This is a genomic window from Oxalobacter paraformigenes (genome assembly GCF_000158475.2).
GTDB classification, from domain to species: Bacteria; Pseudomonadota; Gammaproteobacteria; order Burkholderiales; family Burkholderiaceae_D; genus Oxalobacter; species Oxalobacter paraformigenes.
In genome coordinates, this window is sequence record NZ_KI392030.1 from 438,628 (window position 1) to 461,033 (window position 22,406).

Here is a 22,406-nt window from a genome sequence, read left to right on the forward strand (position 1 = left end):
TGGCCAATTGAGGTCGACGCCAGAACGAAGGGACGAAACGGCGAGTTGAAGGCATCCCGCACCGAGTCGGCGCGAACGAGAGCCTGGTTGTTGTCGTCTCGAATATCCCCGAACCGGAGCGCGAAACGACAGCGGGTGTTGAAATCATCAAGAGCAAAGCCGTCGCCCGACATCTTGATTTCGTCGATTCGAATCTGCGCGGTCCGCAGTGACAACACTGACTGGATGCACTCGGCTATGCCAGCCACCTGTTCTTCCGGTGAGTGCTCTTGGAGCCCCAAAGACTCTCGAAGGACATGCACGTATTCGTCGAGCACCGATTGGAGATTGCCGTCAATACCGTACTGAAGCGTTAACCGCCAATAAGTGTCCTCGCCGGAGCCTCGCAGCATGGCAATCGTTTCCGGCATATTAAAAAGAGATCTGAAGCCGGATGCGATTCTAGCTGCGGCTGACAGAAGGTTCGGGTCGGACACGTCGAGTTCGGCACTGATACGGCGAAGTGCTCGCAAGGCACACACGCCAGGACCGGCAAGAGCCAGATCGCAAAGCACATCGACTAGATCATCCGGCTGAGGGCCGAGAGGAATGTTACCCTCCGCCATGCTGACCAGCAAGTCGATGTGATCTTTGAAGCGAGTGCCAGATTCATGGTCCGGTGTAGCGGATCTCCATCCCGAATGGCTCTTACACCAGTCCAGCAACCCGTTATGAGAATCGAGTAAAATGGGAGCTGCCCAATACCATCGCTCGTCAGCTCGCGTCCCTTCCCCGGCACGAGGCAGGGTTTCGACCAAACTACGGCAGGTAGCCTTAACCTCGTTCCTCAGTTCCTGGGCGTCCACTGGCCCGCTTCCATGGCGAAGTGCAATCTCGAGCGGATCAATCTTGGTGGCAAGGGTTGGGGACGGAAGCAACCAGGCAATAACCGGCATACCAGTAAGGCGGTTATCGTTTGAGGCTACCGCAAACCGCAGCAATGGCTTGATCTTGTCATAGAGTTCGCTGTGGGAAACCGAGGTTCCGGCGATCATCTTTCGTTCGGCTTCGTAGGAGCAAATTGACGCAACCGCGTCCGGAACGGCGCTCCAAGAGGAAAACACAAGGGCTTTGGTCAAACCATCCTTGTCCCGGTATGCGTCACCAGGCTTGATATACGGCATGGACGGCGGCATCCATAAAAGCTGCCACATGCCCTTATCAATAGTGTCTTCGAAGAGCACGCGCATCCTTGGGTTGGCAGGATCGAGAGCCTGATAGCCCTCCAGTTTGTCCTTCGTCAGCAACTGCCCATTTGCCGATGAAAGAGTTCCGCGAAGAGCATCTGAAGGGGCATTTAACTGTGCATCCAGCTTATGCCTCAGCTCATAATGTTTCAAAAAGTTGATCAAGTAAGGCGCAGACTTCCAGTATTCAATTGGTTCCCCGGCTTTAACGCAGATTGCCACTGCGTCAACGGTCGCGGCGTGCTGAAGATCCGCTGGCGTGAGGGGAGCCGTCCGCTCGATCTCGGTCAGCATTGAGTTGTGATCACGAGTCGTCGCGACCCGCTCCGTTCGGCACATGACGTTCAGGAGCGCTCGTTCAAGTTCGGCCCTTTTCCCCGGATGACATACGGAGCCCTTTGCGCAGGCGTGGAGCGTTGTTCGATGCTCTGACAAAAGACTTTTGACCTTGTCGACCTTGCCGGAATCATTGAAGAGGAAGTTCAGTGTCCTGATGAAATCCGGATAGTGGTCGTCCTCGTCATTCTCCTGGTCGAGGGTGAACATTTTGTAGGGTGTTGCGGACAGCAGGAGAACGCGAACGTCGGGATGTTCAAAGAGCGCGGTCGCCAGCATGGAGGCTTCGTCATCGCCGTCCAGCAGGTGCTTGAATCGTTGAAATTCATCAAGGATGACCAAATCGGGCTCAAGCGCGGAAAGGCACACCGAAGCCAGCTTGCTTCTGAGCTTTCCGATCAGGTCGTAACGAAGCTCGGAGTCTTCCCAAGGAATTCTGCTGTAGTCCCGGTATCGGGCAAAGCGTTCACAGCCTTCCTTCAAGGCCGCATACAACTCAGCATCCTCAAGAACTGCCCGGCGGAAGGCCTTGGAAAGGTCTGTATCCAGATCCTCCGCTGGTAGGTTTTTGGCCTTGGCTCGCCAGTTATCCTTCCCTGCTGTCGCCTGAAGAATGTTAAGGAGGCCTACGCACAGCCGTCTGCGCCGTTCATTTTGCGCCAGAGGCAAGTCGTACAGCATTCGATAGAGAATCGCCCGTTCGTCGGCATGCCCGCCTCGACTGCGGGCATGGTCGAAGGCTGTACCGGGCGTCAGGCTGATGAAATTTACCTTGTTCTTTCGCAGCGAGCGTACTTGCCTGGGCAGGTACGTCAGTCGCGTAGCGATAGAAAAACCATCCTTGTCGCTGACATTGAGCCGATTGACATTCTGGGTCGCGATGGCGGCATTGGAGCAGATGTAGATCACATCGACCCGATCCACCTCGTCTTGAAGGTGCTCCAAGGTCTTGGCAATGATTCCCCGGGCGACTAGCGTTTTCCCGAGTCCAACTTCATCGGCGATCAGAAAACGGGAAGTTGGCTCATTGCCATAGAGCCGCTTGAAGACGTACTCCACGGTCTTCCTCTGGAAATCTTTCAGACCGGCCAAGGCGGGAGCAGATAAAAAGCGGTTGCTATGCATCACGCCTCCCGATGGCAGATTCAAAAACCGTCCAGAGGTTTAAAAAGTCCTCGGGGATAATCGCATTCTGGCTTCCCTGAGACAGATCGCGAACCAGCACCGAGATTTCCGATAGTCTCTCCGGGTGTCGGCTGTACGTGCGGGTCAGCTCTTCCAGTAGAGGGATATCTTCACCATCGGCCAACCGGGCCAACCATTTGGCAAACCCGGAGCCACTACCTGGATCAAGTCCGGATACCTTATCATCCCCCAGCAACAGCAGGAGATAACGTAGGAATCCCTCCTGATTACTGATCACGGTTTGCAGGATCGCAGAGTTACGTTCTTCAGGAACGCCTGTAACGGGAACATTCAGAACGAACCGGGCCGAAACATCCGGATAATTGGTCTTAAGCTCAAACGCGATGAGCCCCGTTACAGAAGAGGCGGAGAACTCTCCGAGGCCGATCCCACCGTGAGCATCGCCGTTAAGAATATCCACCGCGAAGTCCCGAGTAACGGTTATCGGCCATGCAATAGCACTGACGATCCCATCAAGGGATGGGATTTCTCCCGTCAACACCAATGCCCACAGACCGTCCTTCGATCCCGGACTGCATTCGATGGACAGAGCTGTTTCAGCTATCCGGGAGCGAGCCCTCTCAACGGATTCCTCAGCCGCCTGCCGGAGCACATCAATCTCTGCTTCCTCGCTCGTGTCAAAGTCGACAAGATATTCACCTAATCCGTCAGCGCCAAGAAGCTCGTCGATGCCGCCGACTTTACTCTTCCGGCCAACTAGCCCGACCAGAATCTCGACATTCTTCGAAGCATTCAGCGCCGCGTTGGTTGCATTCGCAGACCCCATGATCACATGGGTATAGCCTGAATAGTACCTGGTCTCAAACAGATAGACCTTTGCATGGAGGCCGGTCGCAAGCGGCTGTTCGATGGCATCGTCTTCCTCGCCATCCTCGGTTTCCGCCGCGTCGTCCAGATGGAGACATTGCGTGAAGAGCTCGAGAGTCTCCTTCTGCAGGGCTGACAATGACTCAGGGCGTGAGATAAGGGCATCAGCGGCCTTGGTTTTTTTCGTCAATGCCCGCAGGGCCTCATCAGAACAGAACGGCGAAATGACGGCCATCCGATTTGCCATGGGAGGCTCCCAGTCATACGCTTTCGTTCCCGGAAGGTAGAAGGTCAGCTCGTCAAAGCCGTCGGGGAGTTCCCACTGGACTCGATGCAGCTCGTCCGCGAATCTGAGCGCTTGTTCGCTCCTGCCAGGCTCTGTTGTTCCGGTGGCCAGATCAGGAAGCGTCTTGAAGAAATGAGCCAGCGGTTTATTTGATTTGGACTTCCGGCCTGCAATCGTCCCTTCGAGCTGAAGTGACAGGTCCCAGGACTGATCGGTGGTCATGTTTCTCGTCAGGACAACCAGACGATACATCGAGCTGCTTTGATCGGGGCTGACAAAACGGATTGCCCAGACTTTTGGATGGAAGACGCCTCCGCCAGGAGCCGTTACCTCGACGACCATTTCCTCCAGAAACCCAAACAATGGATTGGGCTTGGCAATCTGGGGCACTTGAATCCGTCCTCGTTGCACATAGACGGTGATTCGTTTCGAGTACCTGCGGATGGCTTCAAGCACAGACAACGGGTCAGGATCGGTCTGACCATCCGCCGCCATTAACGCCAGGTAGACAGGTGCCTCAAGCAGTAGGGCTGGGTCCATCGAAAAGGTGGTTGCAATGGCCTCGTCGAAAATCATCCCCGGCGGTGGGGTCAATGCAGAGGTATAAAGGCTCCGGGAGTTTGGGTTCAGCATTTCTCCTCCCGGCTCATCCCCTGGTACAGGTCGTTCAAAAGCACCTTCACATTCGGCCAGCGATAGACAAGTCTTCCGACGCCGGAGTACCCGCCCCACTGCTCGAGCGCCCTCTGGTTCCTGAATCGGGAACGCGTGCCCTTGAGTTTCATTTCCCTTCTTTTGATCAGGGTGAGCGCATCTGCGTTAGAAAGGAGGTCATTGGGGGACCTCCGGGTATGGTCGATCCACTGCTGAACGAAGAATCTCGTTTGCGGGGTGATGGTGTGGCCATGATCCATGGTCAACTCCCAGAGGCGGCTCACCGACCAGGAGCGAATTTCCTCTAGGGGAAGATTTGCGGTCCATTCATCGAAACTTGCCTGATGCTCGGCGACAAGGTCTTCATGGTTTCGAAGCCTGGCGAGCTGAACGTTGTACGAGAGCGCCGCTCCATGCATCACCTCCGAGAATAGCCGTGCATGGGTCAGGAGTTCTTTATGCTGTTCGGAAAAGCGGCCGTAGTCCGGATGCTCCCATGGAGCTTGGGTGTCGGCGGGTTCGCAGTGCAGTGCCAAGAACGAGAGGAGACTGTTGGGGCAAGCGACCTGGATGCGATCCCGAATAAATTCGGCTTCTTCCCTGGATAAAGCGAAGTTCACCGCCCCCGGAAAATCTTCCGGAGGTGCTGGCAATCGAGGATGCCAACTGAGAGTGGCCATCCGCTGCTCAACGTCGATGTCGTCTCCCCGTACCTTTGCGTCTTTCTCAAGAGCCTTCAGGGCATTCCGGCGACGGTAAGTCTCGTCGATGCGCCTGTGATATTCGTCCTGCGAGAATGGCGTAATGCGTATTCCCCAGACACCGAGACCGGCCCAGTAGACGGAGCTGGGCAACCGTTTGAGCCTCTTTCCTGCGGTCTTACCAAAGACGCCAGCCTGATCATCGGAATCCATCAACGGCTGAACCAGGCCTCTTTCCAGCTTGTCAGCCTGGATCGAAAAACTCTCTGCTGGTAGTCGCTTCTCTTCCAGCGAATGGTAAATCCATGGCACGAAAAGCATGTAGCGAAGGCGTGTCTGGATCGTGCTTGTTCCTGGAAACAACTGATCGGCAAAGCTGTCCCGCACGGAGCCGAGCCCAAGCTCGTCACGACTTTCCTTTTCCTGGAAAAGGGAAAGGATGCGAAGCGTGCGTTCCTTCGCTTTCGAGTCATGGTCAATCCATGCAAGGACGGAAGGCATCTTTCAGTACTCCCTCCCTACAGCCACAAATGGATCGGCGTTGATTGCATCAAATTCCATTCTCGTATCGCCCCCTCAATTTGCATCTCATGGTCGACAGAGCACCGTGTTCAAAGAGCGGCAAGTCGATCGTGTCGCATACCGAACTGCAATACTGCTCGGCGAAGAGCTGCAGGCGAGCGGCGTCACGGGCCACGTCCGGATCGGATGGCAGATACTGGAGAAGCGCGTCGCTAATAATCATCACAAATTTGCTTCTCGCCCGGGTCAGCGTCACATTGAATCGTCTCGGGCTTAGGATGAACGCATCTTCAGACGCAACAAAATCCCGGTCGGCCACCACATAACTGGAAAGGATCAGGTCGCGCTCCTGACCCTGGAACCGGTTTACGGTGTCCACAAATGGAGGCGGGTCCATCGTCATACCGGCTGCGGTTGCCATTCCGGTAATCTGCTGGCGTGCCAGTCACGCGCTATCTTCTCAAAGGTATGTTCCGTTTTGGCCTTCTCTGCCTCTATGTGCGCTCTCTTTTCTTCTCGCGGGTCTATCCCTTCGGCAATCAGTTTGCGCGCCTCATCCCGTTTCTTTCTGGTCTGTGCCAGCGACACATCCGGGTATTTACCGAGTGACAGTTGCATAGCCCTATCATTCAGTCTGGCTTTCATCCGCCAGAGTTTCGAACCCGTCGGTGCAATCTCGATATACAGCCCGCCACCGTCAAAGAGTGCATATTTCTTTTCCTTCGGTTTGGCGTTATCGATCTGTTTGTGGGGCAGTTGAATAATCTGTTTTGCCATTTTTGGGTAGATGAAAAAATAGGTAGATGAAACATCTACCCAAAAATCTACCGAAAAGTGTTAGACCTGGCAATACGCGGTTATACCGCTTTATACTGAAAATAGGCTTAATTCATTGTTTTATATTGATTTTTAATACAGCATTAGACCGCTTTAAACGATGTGATGGTGGAGGCGGCGGGTTTCGAACCCGCGTCCAGAAGTCCTCTACAGACAGTTCTACATATTTAGCGTTGTCATTTGATTTGATCCAGCCGACGCGGACGCGCACGCTTCGGCAAGACGAGTTACCTTGAGTTTAACCCCTTGCCAAGTAACCCGGCCTGAGGCGATTTCCTGTAAATGACCCTACTGCCTTGCGGCCTGCCCCAGGAAAGAAACAGTGTAGGGATAGCCGGGATTAAGCGGCTAATGCGTAACTTTTATCGTTAGCGTTTACTTTTTTTCTGGATGGATTTACGAGGGTTCCAGTCCTCGATATGCCCTGTTCTGCTTTGCAACCCCTGTCGAATCCAAGTCGCCCCCGTTTTCCGGTGAAGAGTTTTGGCTTTTCCCGAACAGAAAAGGTATGAAGCAATTTATAATTATACATTTTATCGAGCGTTTCGTCTGACTGAATCTGCATGCCTCTGAAGAAACGCCCGATTTTCCTGTTAGCTGATCCAATTTTCCATACGTAACCATGACTGTTCATTCCGGTTCGGAAAACCCTGCTGTTGCCAAGGAGGCGACGCTGGAATCCAAAGACAATTTATCGAAGAAAATCGCTCTCGAAGTCGCCCGACGCCGTACATTCGGGATTATTTCCCACCCTGACGCCGGCAAAACGACCCTGACGGAAAAGTTGTTGCTGTTTTCTGGAGCCATCCAACTGGCTGGCACGGTCAAGGCGCGCAAGAGCGCCCGACATGCGACATCAGACTGGATGGATATCGAAAAACAGCGCGGGATTTCAGTGGCCAGTTCGGTTATGCAGTTCGAATATCGCGATCACATCATCAATTTGCTGGATACACCCGGCCATCAGGATTTTTCTGAGGACACGTACCGTGTACTGACGGCTGTCGATACGGCGTTGATGGTCATTGATGCCGCGCGAGGTGTCGAAGCGCAGACAATCAAGTTGCTGGAAGTGTGCCGGATGAGAAATACTCCGATTCTTACCTTTATGAACAAGCTTGACCGTGAAACGCGGGATTCGCTGGAATTGCTGGATGAGGTGGAAACGGTTTTGAAAATCCGTTGCACGCCGATTACCTGGCCAATCGGAATGGGCAAGAATTTCCGTGGGGTTTATCATTTGCTAAATGACGAAGTCATGCTCTTTGCCCCGGGAAACGAAAAAGCGGATCAGGCTTTCGAAGTTATCAAGGGAATCGACAATCCCCGTCTGACGGAGATGTTTCCCCTGGAGATGGAACAGCTGAAAATGGAAGTCGAGCTGGTCAAGGGCGCGTCCAATCCGTTTGTGCTGGAAGAATTTCTGGCTGGAACGCTGACTCCGGTCTTTTTCGGATCCGCCATCAATAATTTCGGTGTCCGAGAAGTGCTGAACGCTTTGCTGGACTGGGCGCAGCCGCCGTTGGGGCGAAATGCGACTGTCCGTGAGGTACAGCCGACTGAACCGGCTTTTTCGGGCTTCGTTTTCAAGATTCAGGCTAATATGGATCCGGCCCATCGTGACAGGATCGCTTTTCTGCGGGTCTGTTCGGGACGGTTCGAGCGGGGAATGCGTCTGAAGCATTTGAGACTGAACCGCGAAATCAAGGTTTCCAGTGTGGTGACGTTCATGGCGTCATCGCGAGAACAGGTGGAAGAAGCCTATGCGGGCGATATTATCGGGTTACCCAATCACGGCAATATGCAGATAGGAGACAGTTTTTCCGAAGGGGAAGCCCTGCAATTTACCGGAATTCCCTATTTTGCTCCGGAAATTTTCCGAAGCGTCCGCATTCGCAATCCCTTGAAGGTCAAACAGTTGCACAAGGGTTTGCAACAGTTGGGTGAAGAAGGCGCCGTTCAGGTTTTCAAGCCGGTACTGGGCAGCGATCTGATTCTGGGCGCTGTGGGAGTGCTTCAGTTCGAAGTGGTGGCCAGCCGGTTGATGAATGAATATGGTGTGGACGCGGTTTTTGAAGGGACCAGTATCAGCAGTGCGCGCTGGATTACAGCCGAAGACAAAAGGATACTGTCCGACTTTGAAAAATCGCTGGCGCATAATGTCGCTTACGATGCGGCAGGCAATCTGACTTATCTGGCCACTTCCGGCGTCAATCTGCGATTGACGGAAGAAAGGTGGCCGAAACTGAAGTTCCACGCCACACGGGAACATTCCGTTTCTCTTAACTGATTGCAGAAAGGGCTTTCGGTCAATCCGGTTTCAGTTGACGCAGTACTGTGCACGGATTGCCGACAGCCACGACATTGGGCGGGATGTCGCGCGTGACAACGCTGCCAGATCCTATTGTTGTGCCGTGCCCTATTGTGATGCCCGCATTGATGATGGCTCCGCCTCCGATCCAGACGTCATCTTCTATGACGACAGGAAGAGCGTTTTCGAGTCCCTGTTTGCGCAATTCCGGATCCAGCGGATGGAGGGCAGTATAAATCTGGACATTGGGACCGAGGAAGACATGGTTGCCAATGCGGATTTCAGCGCAATCCAGAAAAACGCAGTTCGTATTGGCATAAAAATGATGGCCGATGTGAAGGTTGTATCCATAATCGCAGTGAAAGGGAGAAACGATTTCGGCATCTGTGGGGCAGGAACCCAGAAGGTCCTGGAGGATTCCCAGTCTCGCTTCAAACAGTTCAGGCGATGTACCGTGATAAGCCTGTGTTTTTATAAGGGCGATTTCACGATCCCGCTTAAGAACGGGATCGTTTGAGAAATAAAGGCGCCCGGCGAGCATTTTTTCCTTTTCGGTCAATTCAGGCATATTTTTCTTTCGGGATGTGCTTAAAGCGGTGATTGTTCCCAGATGGCATTGATTGCCGAAACAGCCGCAAGACCGGCTGTTTCAGTACGCAGAATTCTGGGGCCCATAGACAGGAAAGTGACACCTTTTTGACGCGCCAGTTCCTCTTCTTCAGCAGAAAAACCGCCTTCCGGGCCGATCAGCAAACTTATGGCATGGGGTTTTTGTCCCGTTGCCCACGATGCAAGCGAATGGCTTGCGCGGGGACTGAACATGATTTTGGACGGTTCGGGAGAGTTTTGCAGGTAAGCGTCGAAATTGACCGGCTGCCCGATAGCGAGCAGGCGGTTTCTGCCGCATTGTTCGGAAGCGGAAACGACAATGGATTGCCAGCGGGCCAGCCGTTTTTCGATGCGGTCGGCGTTCACTCGGACAACCGAACGTTGGGTGGCAAGAGGCACGATCCGATGGACGCCAAGCTCGGCGGCCTTTTCAATGATCCAGTCCATTTTTCCCGCTTCGGGAATCCCCTGAACCAGGCTGATTTCGTAAGGAAGCTCCACTTCATGTGGAGAAAACGAAACGATTTCTGCTCTTACCCGATTTCGCCCGGTTTCAAGAATCCGGGCACGGTATTCGCCGCCCTGGCCATTGAACAGCGTGATAGCTTCCCCTCTGGACAGACGCACGACCATAATGTGTCTTGCCGTGTCTTTCGGGAGATCAAGGCACGCGCCGACAGCAAGGGGAAAATCGCAAAAAAGACGGGTCATATCAAATCGAAGCCGGTGGATAGATTTTAATCTGGAGAACACTCTCTGATAGAATACAAGGAAAAGCTCGGTTGGCATAATAATCGATTGATTGTGCCTTTTACACTTTCATTAATTGGGCAGCCATGAACACTACATTACCTGTTACAAAAATGGCCAACGCAATTCGTGCGCTGGCGATGGATGCAGTTCAAAAAGCGAATTCCGGTCATCCGGGCATGCCGATGGGCATGGCCGATATCGCAGTGGCGTTGTGGTCAGGGCATTACCGGCACAATCCGGCCAATCCGCACTGGTTCAATCGCGACCGTTTCATTCTGTCAAACGGTCATGGCTCGATGCTCCAGTATGCGCTTTTGCATCTGACAGGTTACGACCTTACGATGGAAGATATCCGGCAATTCCGCCAGTTTCATTCCAAAACACCCGGACATCCGGAAGTCCATGTCACCCCGGGTGTGGATACGACCACAGGGCCGCTGGGACAAGGCATTTCCAATGCTGTCGGAATGGCGCTTGCTGAAAAACTTCTGGCGGAAGAATTCAACAAGCCCGGTTTTGATATTGTCGATCACTATACCTATGTTTTTCTCGGCGACGGTTGCCTGATGGAAGGGGTGTCGCATGAATCCTGTTCATTGGCCGGTACCTGGAAACTGGGCAAGCTGATTGCCTTGTACGACGATAACAGTATTTCGATTGACGGGAACGTCAAAGGCTGGTTTACGGACAATACCCCTGAACGCTTCGAAGCGTATGGATGGAATGTCATTCGTAATGTGGACGGCCACGATGTCGCGGCTGTCGATGCCGCTATCATTGCCGCGCAAAAATCCGACAAGCCAACATTGATCTGCTGCAAGACGGTTATCGGCAAAGGTTCTCCGAACAAGGCCGGATTGAACAAGGCGCATGGCTCGCCACTGGGTGAAGATGAAATTGCCGCTACCCGCAAGGCTATCGGGTGGGAATATCCTCCGTTCGAGATTCCTGAAGACGTTTATACGGCCTGGGATGCACGCAAGAAAGGCAACGAGCTGGAATCGGCATGGAACAGCCTGTTTGAAAAATACAGCGAAAAATATCCTGAAGAAGCGCGTGAGCTGATGCGGCGTATTTCCGGAGAGGTGCCCGCCAATTTCGAAGAGATTGTCCGCAACTACATCGCTGATTGTACTGCCAAAAAGGAAAATATCGCCACCCGCAAGGCAAGCCAGAATGCCATTGAGGCATTCGCCCCGGCTTTGCCGGAGTTTCTCGGCGGATCGGCCGATTTGACGGGCTCGAATCTGACGAACTGGAAGGAAAGCGTCGCCGTTCGCGAGGGACAGCCCGGCAATTACATCAATTATGGGGTTCGTGAATTCGGCATGTCCGCCATCATGAACGGTATCGTGCTGCATGGCGGGTTTATCCCGTTTGGGGGAACGTTCCTGACGTTTTCCGATTATTGCCGTAATGCGATAAGAATGTCGTCCCTGATGCAGATCGGCACTATTTATGTGTTTACTCATGATTCCATTGGCGTCGGCGAAGACGGGCCGACTCATCAGCCGATCGAACAGATCGCCAGCCTGAGATTGATTCCGGGTCTTGAGAACTGGCGTCCCTGCGATACAGTCGAAACGGCAGTAGCCTGGGGCAACGCCGTGAAAAAACGTAAAATCCCCAGTGTCCTGATCCTGTCCCGCCAGAATCTTCCCTATTTTGAGAGGACGCAGGAGCAGATCGACAATATCAACAAGGGCGCGTATGTCCTGAAAGATGCGCCGGATGCACGGGTCGTTCTGATTGCAACCGGTTCCGAAGTCGATCTGGCCATGAAGTCGGCTGAAGAATTGGCCAGAAAGAGCATACCGGCCAGAGTGGTTTCCATGCCATCTGCCGATGTATTCGACAAGCAGGATCCGCTTTACCGGAACAGTGTGTTGCCGAAAGGATTGCCGAGGGTGGCTATCGAGGCGGGTGCTTCAGATTATTGGCGCAAATATGTGGGTCTCGACGGTGACGTTGTCGGCATGACGACTTTCGGAGAGTCAGCTCCGGCAGGTGTGCTCTTCAAGCATTTCGGCTTTACGGTGGAGAATGTCGTCTCGAAAGTCGAAGCGGTACTGGGCAAATGATTTGAATTCGGCGCGGATTTTACGGAAAGTCCGCGTCTCCAACAATTGGCTTAATAATATATTCAGGAGTTAATTTATGGCTATCCGCGTGGCAATCAATGGTTACGGTCGTATCGGAAGAAATGTTCTTCGGGCTCATTACGAGTACGGCAAGCATCACGATATCGAAATTGTCGCTATCAACAATCCCGGTGAAATCGAAACGATTGCCCTCCTGACCAAATACGATACCGCACATGGCAAATTTCCGGCGGAAGTGTCTTTTGAGGGCAGTGATCTTATCGTCAATGGTGACAGAATTCGGGTGACCGGCGATCGCGATCCCCAAAATCTGCCCTGGAAAGAACTGAATGTCGATGTTGTGCTGGAATGCACGGGAATATTTACATCCAAGGCGGCAGCGTCCGCTCACATCCGTGCGGGCGCCAAGAAAGTCATTATATCCGCTCCCGGTGGAAAGGATGTTGACGCGACGGTCGTTTTCGGTGTCAACCAGAATATCCTGAAAGCCAGCGATACGGTTATTTCAAACGCGTCCTGTACGACGAATTGCCTGGCACCCGTTGCATTGGCATTAAATGAAGGGTTGGGGATCGTTGACGGTCTGATGACAACTGTCCACTCCTATACCAACGATCAGGTGCTAACAGACGTTTATCATCGCGATCCAAGGCGTGCCCGTGCTGCCGCTCTGAATATTATCCCGACCCGGACAGGTGCAGCCGCTGCTGTCGGGCTGGTTCTTCCCGAACTGAATGGCAAACTGGACGGTTTCGCCATTCGCGTTCCGACCATCAACGTGTCTGTCGTCGATCTGACGTTCAATGCTTCGCGTGCGACTACGGTCGAAGAAGTCAATCAGGTCATGAAGAAAGCTTCCGAAGGCAAGTTAAAAGGCATTCTTGAATATAATGTCGAACCGCTGGTTTCCACGGACTTCAATCATAATCCGGCTTCCAGTATTTTCGACGCTACCCAGACTCGCGTTGTCGGCGGTTCGCTGGTCAAGATTTTGTCCTGGTATGACAATGAATGGGGTTTCAGCTGCCGTATGCTGGATACGACCGAAGCGCTTTGGAATGCCAAATAAGGTCGCAAAAAACCGGATTGGGTATTTGAGGGCGCTCTTTTGAAAGAGCGCCTTTTTTATAGTTGTCGAGCCATCAAGGGCATTTTTTCGCCCGTCAGGAGAACCACAATGTGAATGAAGCGATGAAACTGTCGCTTCAAATGAATGGAGGTGTTATGGTTACACGAAAAGACGTTCTTGCCGCTTTCCAGTTTCGGCATGCCACAAAAAGATTTGATGAAACGAAAAAAATTTCCGATCAGGATTTCGAGATCATTCTGGAAGCTGGCCGTTTGTCTCCCAGCTCTTTCGGTTTTGAACCCTGGCGTTTCCTGGTCGTTCAAAATCCTCAATTAAGGGAAGAACTGAAAATGGTGACCTGGGGGGCTCAGGGTCAGTTACCGACAGCCAGCCATTATGTCGCCATTGTGTGTCTCAAGGACGGCATGCGCTACGATTCATCCCATATTACCCACATGATGCGTGACGTTCAGCATCTTTCGCCGGAAATGATGGAAAAAAAACGGGAACGTTTCCGGGAATTCCAGAAGCAGAACGGTATTCTGGAGACGCCACGGACGTTGTTTGACTGGGCGGTCAAACAGTCATATATCGCTTTGGGCAATATGATGACAGCTGCGGCGTTTCTGGGAATCGATTCCTGCGCTATTGAAGGCGGAAACATGTCTGCCATTGAAAAAATACTGGCTGAAAATGGCTTGCTGGACAATGGTCGATACGGACTGGGCGTTATGGTGGCTTTCGGTTATCGTCTGGATGAACCGCCGGCAAAAACAAGGCAACCGCTGGAAGATATAGTCGTCTGGGTCAGGTAAAGAAAAAGGCTGTGTCTGCCGTAGCGACACGGCCTTTTCCACATCAAAGCACATAACGCGACAGGTCTTCGTTGGCGGACAGGGCTTCCAGCCGTTCATTGACGTAGTTCTTGTCGATGGTTTGCACTCCATGGTAATTGACGGCAGTAAAAGAAATTTCTTCCAGCAGCCTTTCCATGACCGTGTACAGCCGGCGTGCCCCGATGTTTTCTGTCCGTTCATTGACGGTATAGGAAATTTCAGCCAGTCTCCTGATTGCTTCCTCATTGAATTCAAGCTGCATGCCTTCCGTTGCCAAAAGCGCTTTGTATTGTGAAATCAGGCTGGCTTCGGTACTGGTCAGAATCTGTTCGAAGTCTTCGATCGATAACGATTCCAGTTCGACACGAATCGGGAAGCGTCCCTGCAGTTCCGGAATCAGGTCGGAAGGTTTGGCGAGCTGGAAAGCGCCCGATGCGATGAAAAGGATGTGATCGGTTTTGATCATGCCGTATTTTGTGTTCACCGTCGTGCCTTCGACCAGCGGCAACAAATCGCGTTGCACACCGGCACGCGATACGTCTGCCCCGCTGATTTCCGAGCGGGAAGCGATTTTGTCGATTTCGTCCAGAAAGACAATACCATTCTGCTCGACATTGGCAATGGCTTTCTGGCGCAGTTCGTCTTCGTTGATCAGTTTTGCCGCTTCTTCTTCGATAATCAGTTTGATGGCGTCCCTGATTTTGACTTTTCTGTTTTTCTTTCTGCCCCCACCCAGACCGGAAAACATGGACTTGATCTGTTCGGTCATTTCCTCCATGCCGGGAGGCGCCATGATTTCCATATGGGGGGCCGAGTCCGCCACTTCAATTTCGATTTCCTTGTCGTCAAGCGAACCTTCCCGCAGCTTTTTCCGGAAAACCTGACGGGTATTGTCGCCGGAAGATGTTGGCTGCTCATTCGAACCGAATCCGAAATCGCGGGGTGGCGGAATAAGGATATTGAGAACACGGTCTTCTGCCGCATCGACTGCACGGGAGCGGACTTTTTTCATTTCCACTTCACGGGTCTGCTTGATGCCGATATCCACGAGATCGCGAATAATGGTATCGACATCGCGGCCGACATAACCGACTTCCGTGAATTTGGTCGCTTCGATCTTGATGAACGGCGCGTCAGCCAACCTGGCAAGACGTCGCGCGATTTCGGTTTTCCCAACGCCTGTCGGGCCGATCATCAGGATATTCTTGGGAGTGATTTCGTGCCGCAAAGGCTCGGAAACCTGCTGGCGGCGCCAGCGATTGCGCAAGGCGACGGCAACGGCACGTTTCGCTTTGGATTGACCGACGACGTGTTTGTCCAGTTCTACGACAATCTCTTGGGGTGTTAAATTCATGGTTTGTTTTTCGGATGAAAAATAAAAAATAGGGATAATGAATGTCCAGTCCGCTCAATCGAGGGTTTCGATGATATGAGCCTGATTGGTGTAAATACAAAGATCGCCAGCGATTGCCAAGGATTTGCTGACGATTTCGGCAGGCGGCAGTTCCGTATTACGTTGCAGAGCCAGTGCGGCGGACTGGGCATATGCGCCGCCTGAGCCGATCGCGCCAACACCTTCTTCCGGTTCCAGAACATCGCCGTTTCCCGTAATGACGAGCGTGGATTCCCGGTCAGCAACCAGAAGCATCGCTTCAAGACGACGCAGTATACGGTCGGTACGCCAGTCCTTGGCGAGTTCGACGGATGAGCGGAGAAGGTTTCCCTGATGTTTTTCCAGTTTCGCTTCGAATCGCTCGATGAGTGTGAAGGCGTCGGCTGTGCCTCCGGCAAACCCTGCCAGTACGCGTCCGTTGTAGAGCTTGCGGACTTTCCTTGCGGTGCCTTTGATGACGATATTGCCGAGTGTGACCTGTCCATCTCCACCCAGCGCGACTTTGTCGCCCCGCCGGACCGATACAATGGTGGTGCCGTGAAATTGTTCCATATGGTTTCCTAACATTAAGTCGGATTTGCAAAGAAGCGGTCTTTATCTTGAGCCAAGATGGGGATGGCTTTGCCGATTACAAGAGTGTCCTGTTGTATAAGCCGGTAGTTTACCCCGAACTTGAGCGTATGGGTTTTGCTTCGCGCTGTTATAATGGCTGCCCCCAATTGTCTCGAGAAGTGCCTGGTATGTCGAATGATGTTTTTGCAAAACTGAATGCACAGCAGCATGAAGCGGTTTACTATATGGAGGGTCCCTGTTTGGTTCTGGCAGGGGCCGGCTCCGGTAAAACGCGGGTCATTACGCAGAAAATCGCTCATCTAATCGGCAGTGGTCAGTATGAGGCCCGGCATATAGCAGCCTTGACCTTTACCAACAAGGCGGCAGCAGAAATGCAGGAACGTATTTCCAGGCTGTTGTCGGAGCCAGCAGATGCTTCGCAGTTGACTATTTCGACTTTTCACTCTTTGGGCGTGAAAATCCTCAGGCAGGAAGCGAAGGAACTGAATCTCAAGGATCGTTTCTCCATTCTTGATAGTGATGATTGCTTTTCACTCGTTCAGGATCTGGCTGTTACGACGGACAAACAGGTTATCCGGCGTGTACAGGGTATCATCTCCTTGTGGAAAAACGGCATGGTCGATCCGGAGGCCGCGTTGAAAAACGCGGTTGATGATGAACAAGCGCAAGCAGCACGTCTTTACCGGAATTATGTCGCGACACTTTCCGCGTATCAGGCTGTGGATTTTGACGATCTGATCCGCTTGCCGGTCGAGTTGTTTCGTACCAATGACAAGGTACGGGAAAAATGGCAACGGAAATTGCGTTATTTGCTGGTGGATGAATATCAGGATACCAATACCTGCCAGTATGAGCTGGTAAAACTTCTTGTGTCGGGAATCGGGAAAAAACCGATGTTTACCGCTGTGGGCGATGACGATCAGGCTATTTATGCGTGGCGCGGTGCGACGATCGAAAATCTGAAAACCCTGCAGCAGGACTTCAGCGATTTGAAAGTGATCCGGCTGGAACAGAATTACCGTTCTTCCATGCGCATCCTTCAGGCGGCCAATTCTGTGATCGGCAATAATCCCAAACTGTTTGAAAAAAAACTCTGGTCGGATCACGGGCTCGGTGAACCGGTTGTAACGGCGGCCATGTCTGATGAAGAACAGGAGGCTGAACAGATTGTCATGTTATTGTCAGCTCACCGGTTTGAACGGCGTGCCAGATTCGCGGATTATGCCATTCTCTATCGTGGCAATTATCAGGCCCGTATTTTTGAAACGGCTTTGAGACGCGAAAATATTCCTTATACCGTTTCTGGTGGCCAGAGCTTTTTCGCGCGTGCCGAGATTCGCGATATTATCAGCTATCTGAGGCTTGTCGCGAATCTTGATGACGATCCGGCTTTTATTCGTGCCGTGACGACTCCCCGTCGAGGTGTGGGGCAATCCACTCTCGAGGCGCTCGGTGCTTTTGCCGGACAATGGCAGTGTTCCCTGTTCGAAGCGGTTTATAAAGGAGGGCTGGAAGCCAAATTGTCGCCACGCCAGTTACGGCCCCTGAGGGAGTTTTGTGACTTTATCAACAGTATTGAGGAAAGAGCCAGCCGTCCCGGAACTTCGGCAAAAGGGGAAAACGCGGCGGAATTGCTTGACGAACTGATGCGTGAAATTGCTTATGAAGCCTATCTTTACGATAATTTTGATGAAAGAACGGCTAAAAACAAGTGGCAGAATGTATTGGAATTCACCAACTGGTTGAAAGAAAAAAGCAAGGGCGGCAAATTGGGTGACGGTCCTGAAAAGAATTTGCTTGAACTGACGCAGATGGTTGCTCTGATGACAATGCTTGAAGGCCGGGATGAAGAACCCGATGCCGTGCATCTTTCGACCTTGCACGCGGCAAAAGGGCTGGAATTTCCGCATGTTTTTCTGGTCGGTGTCGAAGAAGGGATATTGCCTCATCTTGGCGATGCAGATATGCCGGCCGATCAGCTTGCCACGCGGATTCAGGAAGAGCGCAGACTGATGTATGTCGGGATTACCCGGGCACAAAGAACCTTGCATGTCTCATGGTGCAAAAAAAGGAAGAGAGGACGGGAAGTCGTCCAGTGCGAACCGTCGCGGTTTATTGGAGAGATGAAGTTGAACGAAGGGGTGGCAGTCCAGAAGGAATCGGAAACGCTGACGCCGAAAGCGAGGCTGGCGAACCTGAAAGCTTTGCTGCAGAAAACGAAGGTGGCATGATAGGGTTATTGCCGGATTTTTTATTCTACAATCTTCAGGAAATTGAACATGGAAGAACGTCTTGCCGATCTTGAAATGCGGGTAGCGGGGCAGGAAGATATGATTGATGCACTGAACAAAACAGTTTATCAACAACAACTGAAAATCGACAGTCTGGAAACGGTTTTGAAAGAAATGGCGGGCCGCATTGTCGAGCTTGAGAATGATAATCCGCTTGACGAAAAACCTCCCCATTATTAATTGATTGTTTACGGATTTTTTATGAACCCAGAACAGGAAAAATTGCTGTATGCCAAGATCAATCTGGAAACAGCGCAGATCCCCTGGAAAGAGCTTGAGCGCTTTTTTGCAGGAGGAAGGATCATTTCAGTAGACGACAGCGTCGATATGATCAGGGTTGCCCAGTTAATGGCTGCCGACGACGTGAAGGCTGTTTCCGACATGCTGGAAAAAAAAGAAATCGGGAAGGTAACGGATTCACAGGCCCGGATATGGTCTGCTTCGGATGCCTTGTTGTGGGCCGTTGTCGTCAAGCCCTGGATTCTGGTGCAGCAGCGTAAAAGCTGACTTTTACCGGACAATAATTGCTCTGCAAAATATCTTTGGCGGTTTTTAAATCATGAGTATTCGATTGATTGTCGGGCTGGGAAACCCGGGGGCTGAATATGAACAGACGCGTCATAATGCCGGCTTCTGGTTTGTAGATAACCTTGAAAACGGCAGTTCTGGTGTCCGTTGGCAGAAAGAATCGAAGTTTTCTGCACTGGTAGCGAAAACGAAAATAAACGGAGCCGATGTCTGGCTGATGAAACCGCAAACATTCATGAATCGTTCCGGATTGGCCGTAGGAGCCATTGCCCGTTTTTTCAAAATCGCGTCCGATGAGATACTGGTTGTCCATGATGAACTGGATATTCTTCCGGGAAACGCAAAACTGAAGCGGTCCGGTTCAACTGGAGGACACAATGGTTTGAAAGACATTGCAGCGGCTCTGGGGACGCAAGATTTCTGGCGCTTGCGCATCGGCATAGGCCATCCCCGATCCCAGAATACCAAAGCGCCTGTTATTGATTATGTGCTTCAACGTCCCCGTCGCGAGGATCAGGATTCGATAGACGATGCGATCGGGCGTGCCTTGCAGGTCGTTCCGATGTTGTGTAGGGGGGAGTTTGATAAAGCCATGAAGGAATTGCATACTGTACGCTGAACGTTCGGCCAATAAAAAACCGCCTTTTCCGGCGGTTTTTTATTGATAAATTCACATGTCCGTCAGTGATACATTTCATTTAACAAAGACATGACAGAATCACCGGTATTGATTCGTTTGAGTGTTTCCGCCAGCAGTTCGGCACAGGACAACTGACGAATCTTCGTGCATTGTCTTGCCGTATCCGACAAGGGGATGGTGTCGGTCACTACCAGTTCATCCAGAGACGACGCAGTGATCCTCTTGACGGCAGGGCCGGACAAAACCGGATGCGTACAGTAGGCAACCACCATCTTGGCGCCTCTTTCCTTCAGGGCTTCGGCCGCCTGCGTCAGGGTTCCGGCCGTATCGACCATGTCGTCCATGATCACGCAATTCCTGCCCTCGACATTGCCGATAATGTTCATGACTTCGGATTCGTTCGGCCGCGGACGACGCTTGTCGATGATCGACAAATCGCAATGCAGGTGTTCCGCCAGAGCTCTGGCGCGGACGACGCCGCCGATATCGGGAGAGACGACAAGGAGATCCTTGTAGTTTTTCTTCTGAAGGTCTTTCAAAAGAATGGGAGAAGCGTAGATATTGTCGACCGGGATATCGAAGAAGCCCTGAATCTGGTCGGCGTGAACGTCCATAATGAGCACCCGGTCGACACCGATGCCTTCAAGGATATTGGCGATTACGCGGGCGGAGATGGCGACGCGGGTGGAACGTGGCCTGCGATCCTGCCGTGCGTACCCGAAATAGGGAATACAGGCGGTAATGCGTTCGGCGGAAGCGCGTTTCAAAGCGTCAACCATCAGGATGATTTCCATCAGATTGTCGTTGGTGGGAGCGCAAGTGGACTGAATGACAAAGACATCCTTGCCGCGGACATTTTCGTTGATTTCGACAGTGGTTTCCCCGTCGGAGAATTTGGAAACGAAAGCCTTGCCGAGAGGGATGCCGAGTTTGCTGGCTACCTTGGCGGCCAATGCCGGGTTGGCATTGCCAGTGAAAATCATTAAATTGCTGTCGGACATGAATTTCCTGCGACGATCTCGTTACTGGGTTAAAAGTCACATAACGTCTAACGAATCCCGTTGTGTCACTTGCCGACAATATTTCATTGTAAGCACGCCTGGCGGCGGGCGCTGCGAAGTGGATGGCAGGGGAAGAAGGATTCGAACCTTCGCATGCTGGAATCAGAATCCAGTGCCTTAACCAGCTTGGCGATTCCCCTGTTGAAAATTCAGTGCGAAATTATAACCGAAAACAGCTACAAGCGCACTATTATAATTTATAAAAAAAGAACCCGCCAGTATCGGCAGGTTCTTTACGCTGTTTGAATTACTCTTTGTTTTCTGCATCGGCTGCAGGCGCTGCGTCATCGCTTGTTTCTTCTGCGGATTCGGCTACGTTGGCTACAGTAGCACTGACGATTGGCTGGGATTCGTCATGCGAGGTGGCAGAAACGCCTTCAGGCAGTTTCAGATCGGAAAGGTGGATCGTCTGGCCGACATCCAGGTTGGCCAGATCGACTTCAATGAAAGCGGGCAGATTGCCTGGAAGACAGGAGATTTCCAGCTCGGTTGCCGCATGATGGACGACACCGCTTTTGGCTGCCGGGGAAGCGTCTTCGTTAATAAAGTGCAGGGGCACCTTGACCGTAATTTTCTGGTTGGCATCGACACGCTGGAAGTCCACGTGCAAAACCAGCGGTTTGTACGCATGCACCTGAAAATCGCGCAACAGCACTTTTTCGGCTTTTCCATCGATTTCAAGGTCCAGAATGGACGAATGGAAAGCTTCTCTTTTGAGAGCGTAGAAAAGCGCATTGTGATCCAGCTTGATGTTGACAGGTTCGCTTGTGCCGCCGTAAACGATTCCTGGCGCCATACCAGCAGCACGCAGGCGGCGGCTCGCTCCGGTCCCTATCTCTGCTCTTGTGTATGCAATAACTTTCATTTAAAGACTCCAATAAAAACGAGGTTCAAACCTCTTGTTGAAAAAAGCCTCCGCGACCAGAGGCTTGGGTTAAATATGATTCATGTCTCCGTCAGGCTGTGATGATGTCTGATTCGCTAAACAAAGACATGACGGAATTACCGGTACTGATTCGTTTGAGTGTTTCCGCCAGCAGTTCGGCACAGGACAACTGACGAATCTTCGTGCATTGTCTTGCCGTATCCGACAAGGGGATGGTGTCGGTCACTACCAGTTCATCCAGAGACGACGCAGTGATCCTCTTGACGGCAGGGCCGGACAAAACCGGATGCGTACAGTAGGCAACCACCATCTTGGCGCCTCTTTCCTTCAGGGCTTCAGCCGCCTGCGTCAGGGTTCCGGCCGTATCGACCATGTCGTCCATGATCACGCAATTCCTGCCCTCGACATTGCCGATAATGTTCATGACTTCGGATTCGTTCGGCCGCGGACGACGCTTGTCAATGATTGACAGCTCGCATTCAAGGCGTTTTGCCAGAGCTCTGGCGCGGACGACGCCGCCGATATCGGGAGAGACGACAAGGAGATCCTTGTAGTTTTTCTTCTGAAGGTCTTTCAAAAGAATGGGAGAAGCGTAGATATTGTCGACCGGGATATCGAAGAAGCCCTGAATCTGGTCGGCGTGAACGTCCATAATGAGCACCCGGTCGACACCGATGCCTTCAAGGATATTGGCGATTACGCGGGCGGAGATGGCGACGCGGGTGGAACGTGGCCTGCGATCCTGCCGTGCGTACCCGAAATGGGAATACAGGCGGTAA

General features: G+C 52.2%; 20 protein-coding genes, 1 tRNA gene, 1 other RNA gene and 1 pseudogene (1 of these 23 running past the window's edge). 8 read left to right on the top strand and 15 right to left on the bottom strand.

Annotated features, from left to right (window positions below):
- The 7 genes and pseudogenes from OFAG_RS02050 to ssrA form a co-directional block, all read right to left on the bottom strand.
- Positions 1 to 2,687: the 5' portion of a DEAD/DEAH box helicase gene (locus OFAG_RS02050; RefSeq protein WP_005878695.1), read on the bottom strand. 553 nt of this gene lie to the left of the window's left edge; 2,687 of the gene's 3,240 nt are visible here — the first part of the coding sequence; it begins with the start codon at positions 2,685 to 2,687; the stop codon falls past the left edge of the window.
- The gene (locus OFAG_RS02055) at positions 2,680 to 4,494 is read right to left on the bottom strand and encodes a phospholipase D family protein (protein ID WP_005878697.1); all 1,815 of its coding nucleotides are present in this window, start codon (positions 4,492 to 4,494) and stop codon (positions 2,680 to 2,682) included. Before OFAG_RS02055 ends, OFAG_RS02050 begins: the two co-directional genes overlap by 8 nt.
- Positions 4,488 to 5,717, bottom strand: a complete 1,230-nt coding sequence (locus OFAG_RS02060) for a DUF6361 family protein (protein ID WP_005878699.1) — start codon at positions 5,715 to 5,717, stop codon at positions 4,488 to 4,490. Before OFAG_RS02060 ends, OFAG_RS02055 begins: the two co-directional genes overlap by 7 nt.
- Positions 5,718 to 5,766: 49 nt before the next feature.
- Positions 5,767 to 5,961, bottom strand: a complete 195-nt coding sequence (locus OFAG_RS14255; RefSeq protein ID WP_231371649.1) for a hypothetical protein — start codon at positions 5,959 to 5,961, stop codon at positions 5,767 to 5,769.
- 3 nt (positions 5,962 to 5,964) lie between these two features.
- Positions 5,965 to 6,159: pseudogene (locus tag OFAG_RS14510) on the bottom strand (AAA domain-containing protein); the annotation flags it as partial.
- Positions 6,138 to 6,515 carry an Arm DNA-binding domain-containing protein gene (locus tag OFAG_RS02070; RefSeq protein ID WP_005878703.1) on the bottom strand — a complete coding sequence of 126 codons (378 nt, stop codon included), beginning with the start codon at positions 6,513 to 6,515 and terminating at the stop codon, positions 6,138 to 6,140. The pseudogene OFAG_RS14510 and the gene OFAG_RS02070, both read right to left, overlap by 22 nt.
- 166 nt (positions 6,516 to 6,681) lie before the next feature.
- Positions 6,682 to 7,040: a transfer-messenger RNA gene (gene ssrA, locus OFAG_RS13195) on the bottom strand.
- A gap of 157 nt (positions 7,041 to 7,197) precedes the next feature.
- Between ssrA and OFAG_RS02080 the strand changes: the two genes are divergently transcribed.
- Entirely contained in the window at positions 7,198 to 8,865 is a 1,668-nt protein-coding gene (locus OFAG_RS02080) for a peptide chain release factor 3 (RefSeq protein WP_005878705.1), read from the top strand.
- A gap of 19 nt (positions 8,866 to 8,884) precedes the next feature.
- Here the strand turns inward: OFAG_RS02080 and OFAG_RS02085 are convergent, their stop codons facing one another.
- Positions 8,885 to 9,454 (bottom strand): sugar O-acetyltransferase, encoded by a 570-nt coding sequence (locus OFAG_RS02085; protein ID WP_020994741.1) that lies wholly within the window; start codon positions 9,452 to 9,454, stop codon positions 8,885 to 8,887.
- Positions 9,455 to 9,474: 20 nt separating this feature from the next.
- Complete coding sequence (locus OFAG_RS02090) at positions 9,475 to 10,206, bottom strand: 16S rRNA (uracil(1498)-N(3))-methyltransferase (RefSeq protein WP_005878708.1); 732 nt, start codon at positions 10,204 to 10,206, stop codon at positions 9,475 to 9,477.
- 125 nt (positions 10,207 to 10,331) lie between these two features.
- On the opposite strand from OFAG_RS02090, the gene tkt reads away from it, so the two are divergent.
- The 3 genes from tkt to OFAG_RS02105 all read left to right on the top strand — a co-directional run bounded on the left by tkt (position 10,332) and on the right by OFAG_RS02105 (position 14,234).
- On the top strand, positions 10,332 to 12,329 hold the full coding sequence (gene tkt / locus OFAG_RS02095) for a transketolase (protein ID WP_005878709.1): 1,998 nt from the start codon (positions 10,332 to 10,334) through the stop codon (positions 12,327 to 12,329).
- Between the two features lie 76 nt (positions 12,330 to 12,405).
- On the top strand, positions 12,406 to 13,419 hold the full coding sequence (gene gap / locus OFAG_RS02100) for a type I glyceraldehyde-3-phosphate dehydrogenase (RefSeq protein WP_005878710.1): 1,014 nt from the start codon (positions 12,406 to 12,408) through the stop codon (positions 13,417 to 13,419).
- A gap of 110 nt (positions 13,420 to 13,529) precedes the next feature.
- On the top strand, positions 13,530 to 14,234 hold the full coding sequence (locus OFAG_RS02105; protein WP_020994743.1) for an NAD(P)H-dependent oxidoreductase: 705 nt from the start codon (positions 13,530 to 13,532) through the stop codon (positions 14,232 to 14,234).
- Between the two features lie 43 nt (positions 14,235 to 14,277).
- Here OFAG_RS02105 and hslU read toward each other — a convergent pair whose 3' ends face one another.
- Together hslU and hslV are read right to left on the bottom strand one after the other, a co-directional pair.
- Positions 14,278 to 15,609: an ATP-dependent protease ATPase subunit HslU gene (gene hslU / locus OFAG_RS02110; protein ID WP_005878712.1), complete on the bottom strand. Its 1,332-nt coding sequence runs from the start codon at positions 15,607 to 15,609 to the stop codon at positions 14,278 to 14,280.
- 54 nt (positions 15,610 to 15,663) lie between these two features.
- Complete coding sequence (gene hslV, locus OFAG_RS02115; RefSeq protein ID WP_005878713.1) at positions 15,664 to 16,200, bottom strand: ATP-dependent protease subunit HslV; 537 nt, start codon at positions 16,198 to 16,200, stop codon at positions 15,664 to 15,666.
- Between the two features lie 188 nt (positions 16,201 to 16,388).
- Here hslV and OFAG_RS02120 point away from each other — a divergent pair, with 188 nt between their 5' ends.
- The 4 genes from OFAG_RS02120 to pth are packed head-to-tail and all read left to right on the top strand — an operon-like array spanning position 16,389 to position 19,659.
- Positions 16,389 to 18,452, top strand: coding sequence for a UvrD-helicase domain-containing protein (locus tag OFAG_RS02120; protein WP_005878714.1), 2,064 nt, complete (start codon positions 16,389 to 16,391; stop codon positions 18,450 to 18,452).
- Between the two features lie 48 nt (positions 18,453 to 18,500).
- Positions 18,501 to 18,692 (top strand): SlyX family protein, encoded by a 192-nt coding sequence (locus OFAG_RS02125; protein WP_005878715.1) that lies wholly within the window; start codon positions 18,501 to 18,503, stop codon positions 18,690 to 18,692.
- Positions 18,693 to 18,713: 21 nt separating this feature from the next.
- Entirely contained in the window at positions 18,714 to 19,019 is a 306-nt protein-coding gene (locus tag OFAG_RS02130) for a DUF2288 domain-containing protein (RefSeq protein ID WP_005878716.1), read from the top strand.
- Positions 19,020 to 19,071: 52 nt separating this feature from the next.
- Positions 19,072 to 19,659 carry an aminoacyl-tRNA hydrolase gene (gene pth, locus OFAG_RS02135; RefSeq protein WP_005878718.1) on the top strand — a complete coding sequence of 196 codons (588 nt, stop codon included), beginning with the start codon at positions 19,072 to 19,074 and terminating at the stop codon, positions 19,657 to 19,659.
- Positions 19,660 to 19,721: 62 nt separating this feature from the next.
- On the opposite strand, the gene OFAG_RS02140 is transcribed toward pth, so the two are convergent.
- From OFAG_RS02140 to OFAG_RS02155, 4 genes are all read right to left on the bottom strand, one after another.
- Positions 19,722 to 20,681, bottom strand: a complete 960-nt coding sequence (locus tag OFAG_RS02140) for a ribose-phosphate pyrophosphokinase (RefSeq protein ID WP_020994744.1) — start codon at positions 20,679 to 20,681, stop codon at positions 19,722 to 19,724.
- A 123-nt stretch (positions 20,682 to 20,804) separates the two neighbouring features.
- A tRNA-Gln gene (locus tag OFAG_RS02145) sits at positions 20,805 to 20,881 on the bottom strand.
- A 107-nt stretch (positions 20,882 to 20,988) separates the two neighbouring features.
- Positions 20,989 to 21,606: a 50S ribosomal protein L25/general stress protein Ctc gene (locus tag OFAG_RS02150; RefSeq protein WP_005879085.1), complete on the bottom strand. Its 618-nt coding sequence runs from the start codon at positions 21,604 to 21,606 to the stop codon at positions 20,989 to 20,991.
- Positions 21,607 to 21,697: 91 nt separating this feature from the next.
- Positions 21,698 to 22,406 (bottom strand): ribose-phosphate pyrophosphokinase (locus OFAG_RS02155; protein ID WP_020994745.1); only part of this gene is annotated, 709 nt, incomplete at its 5' end.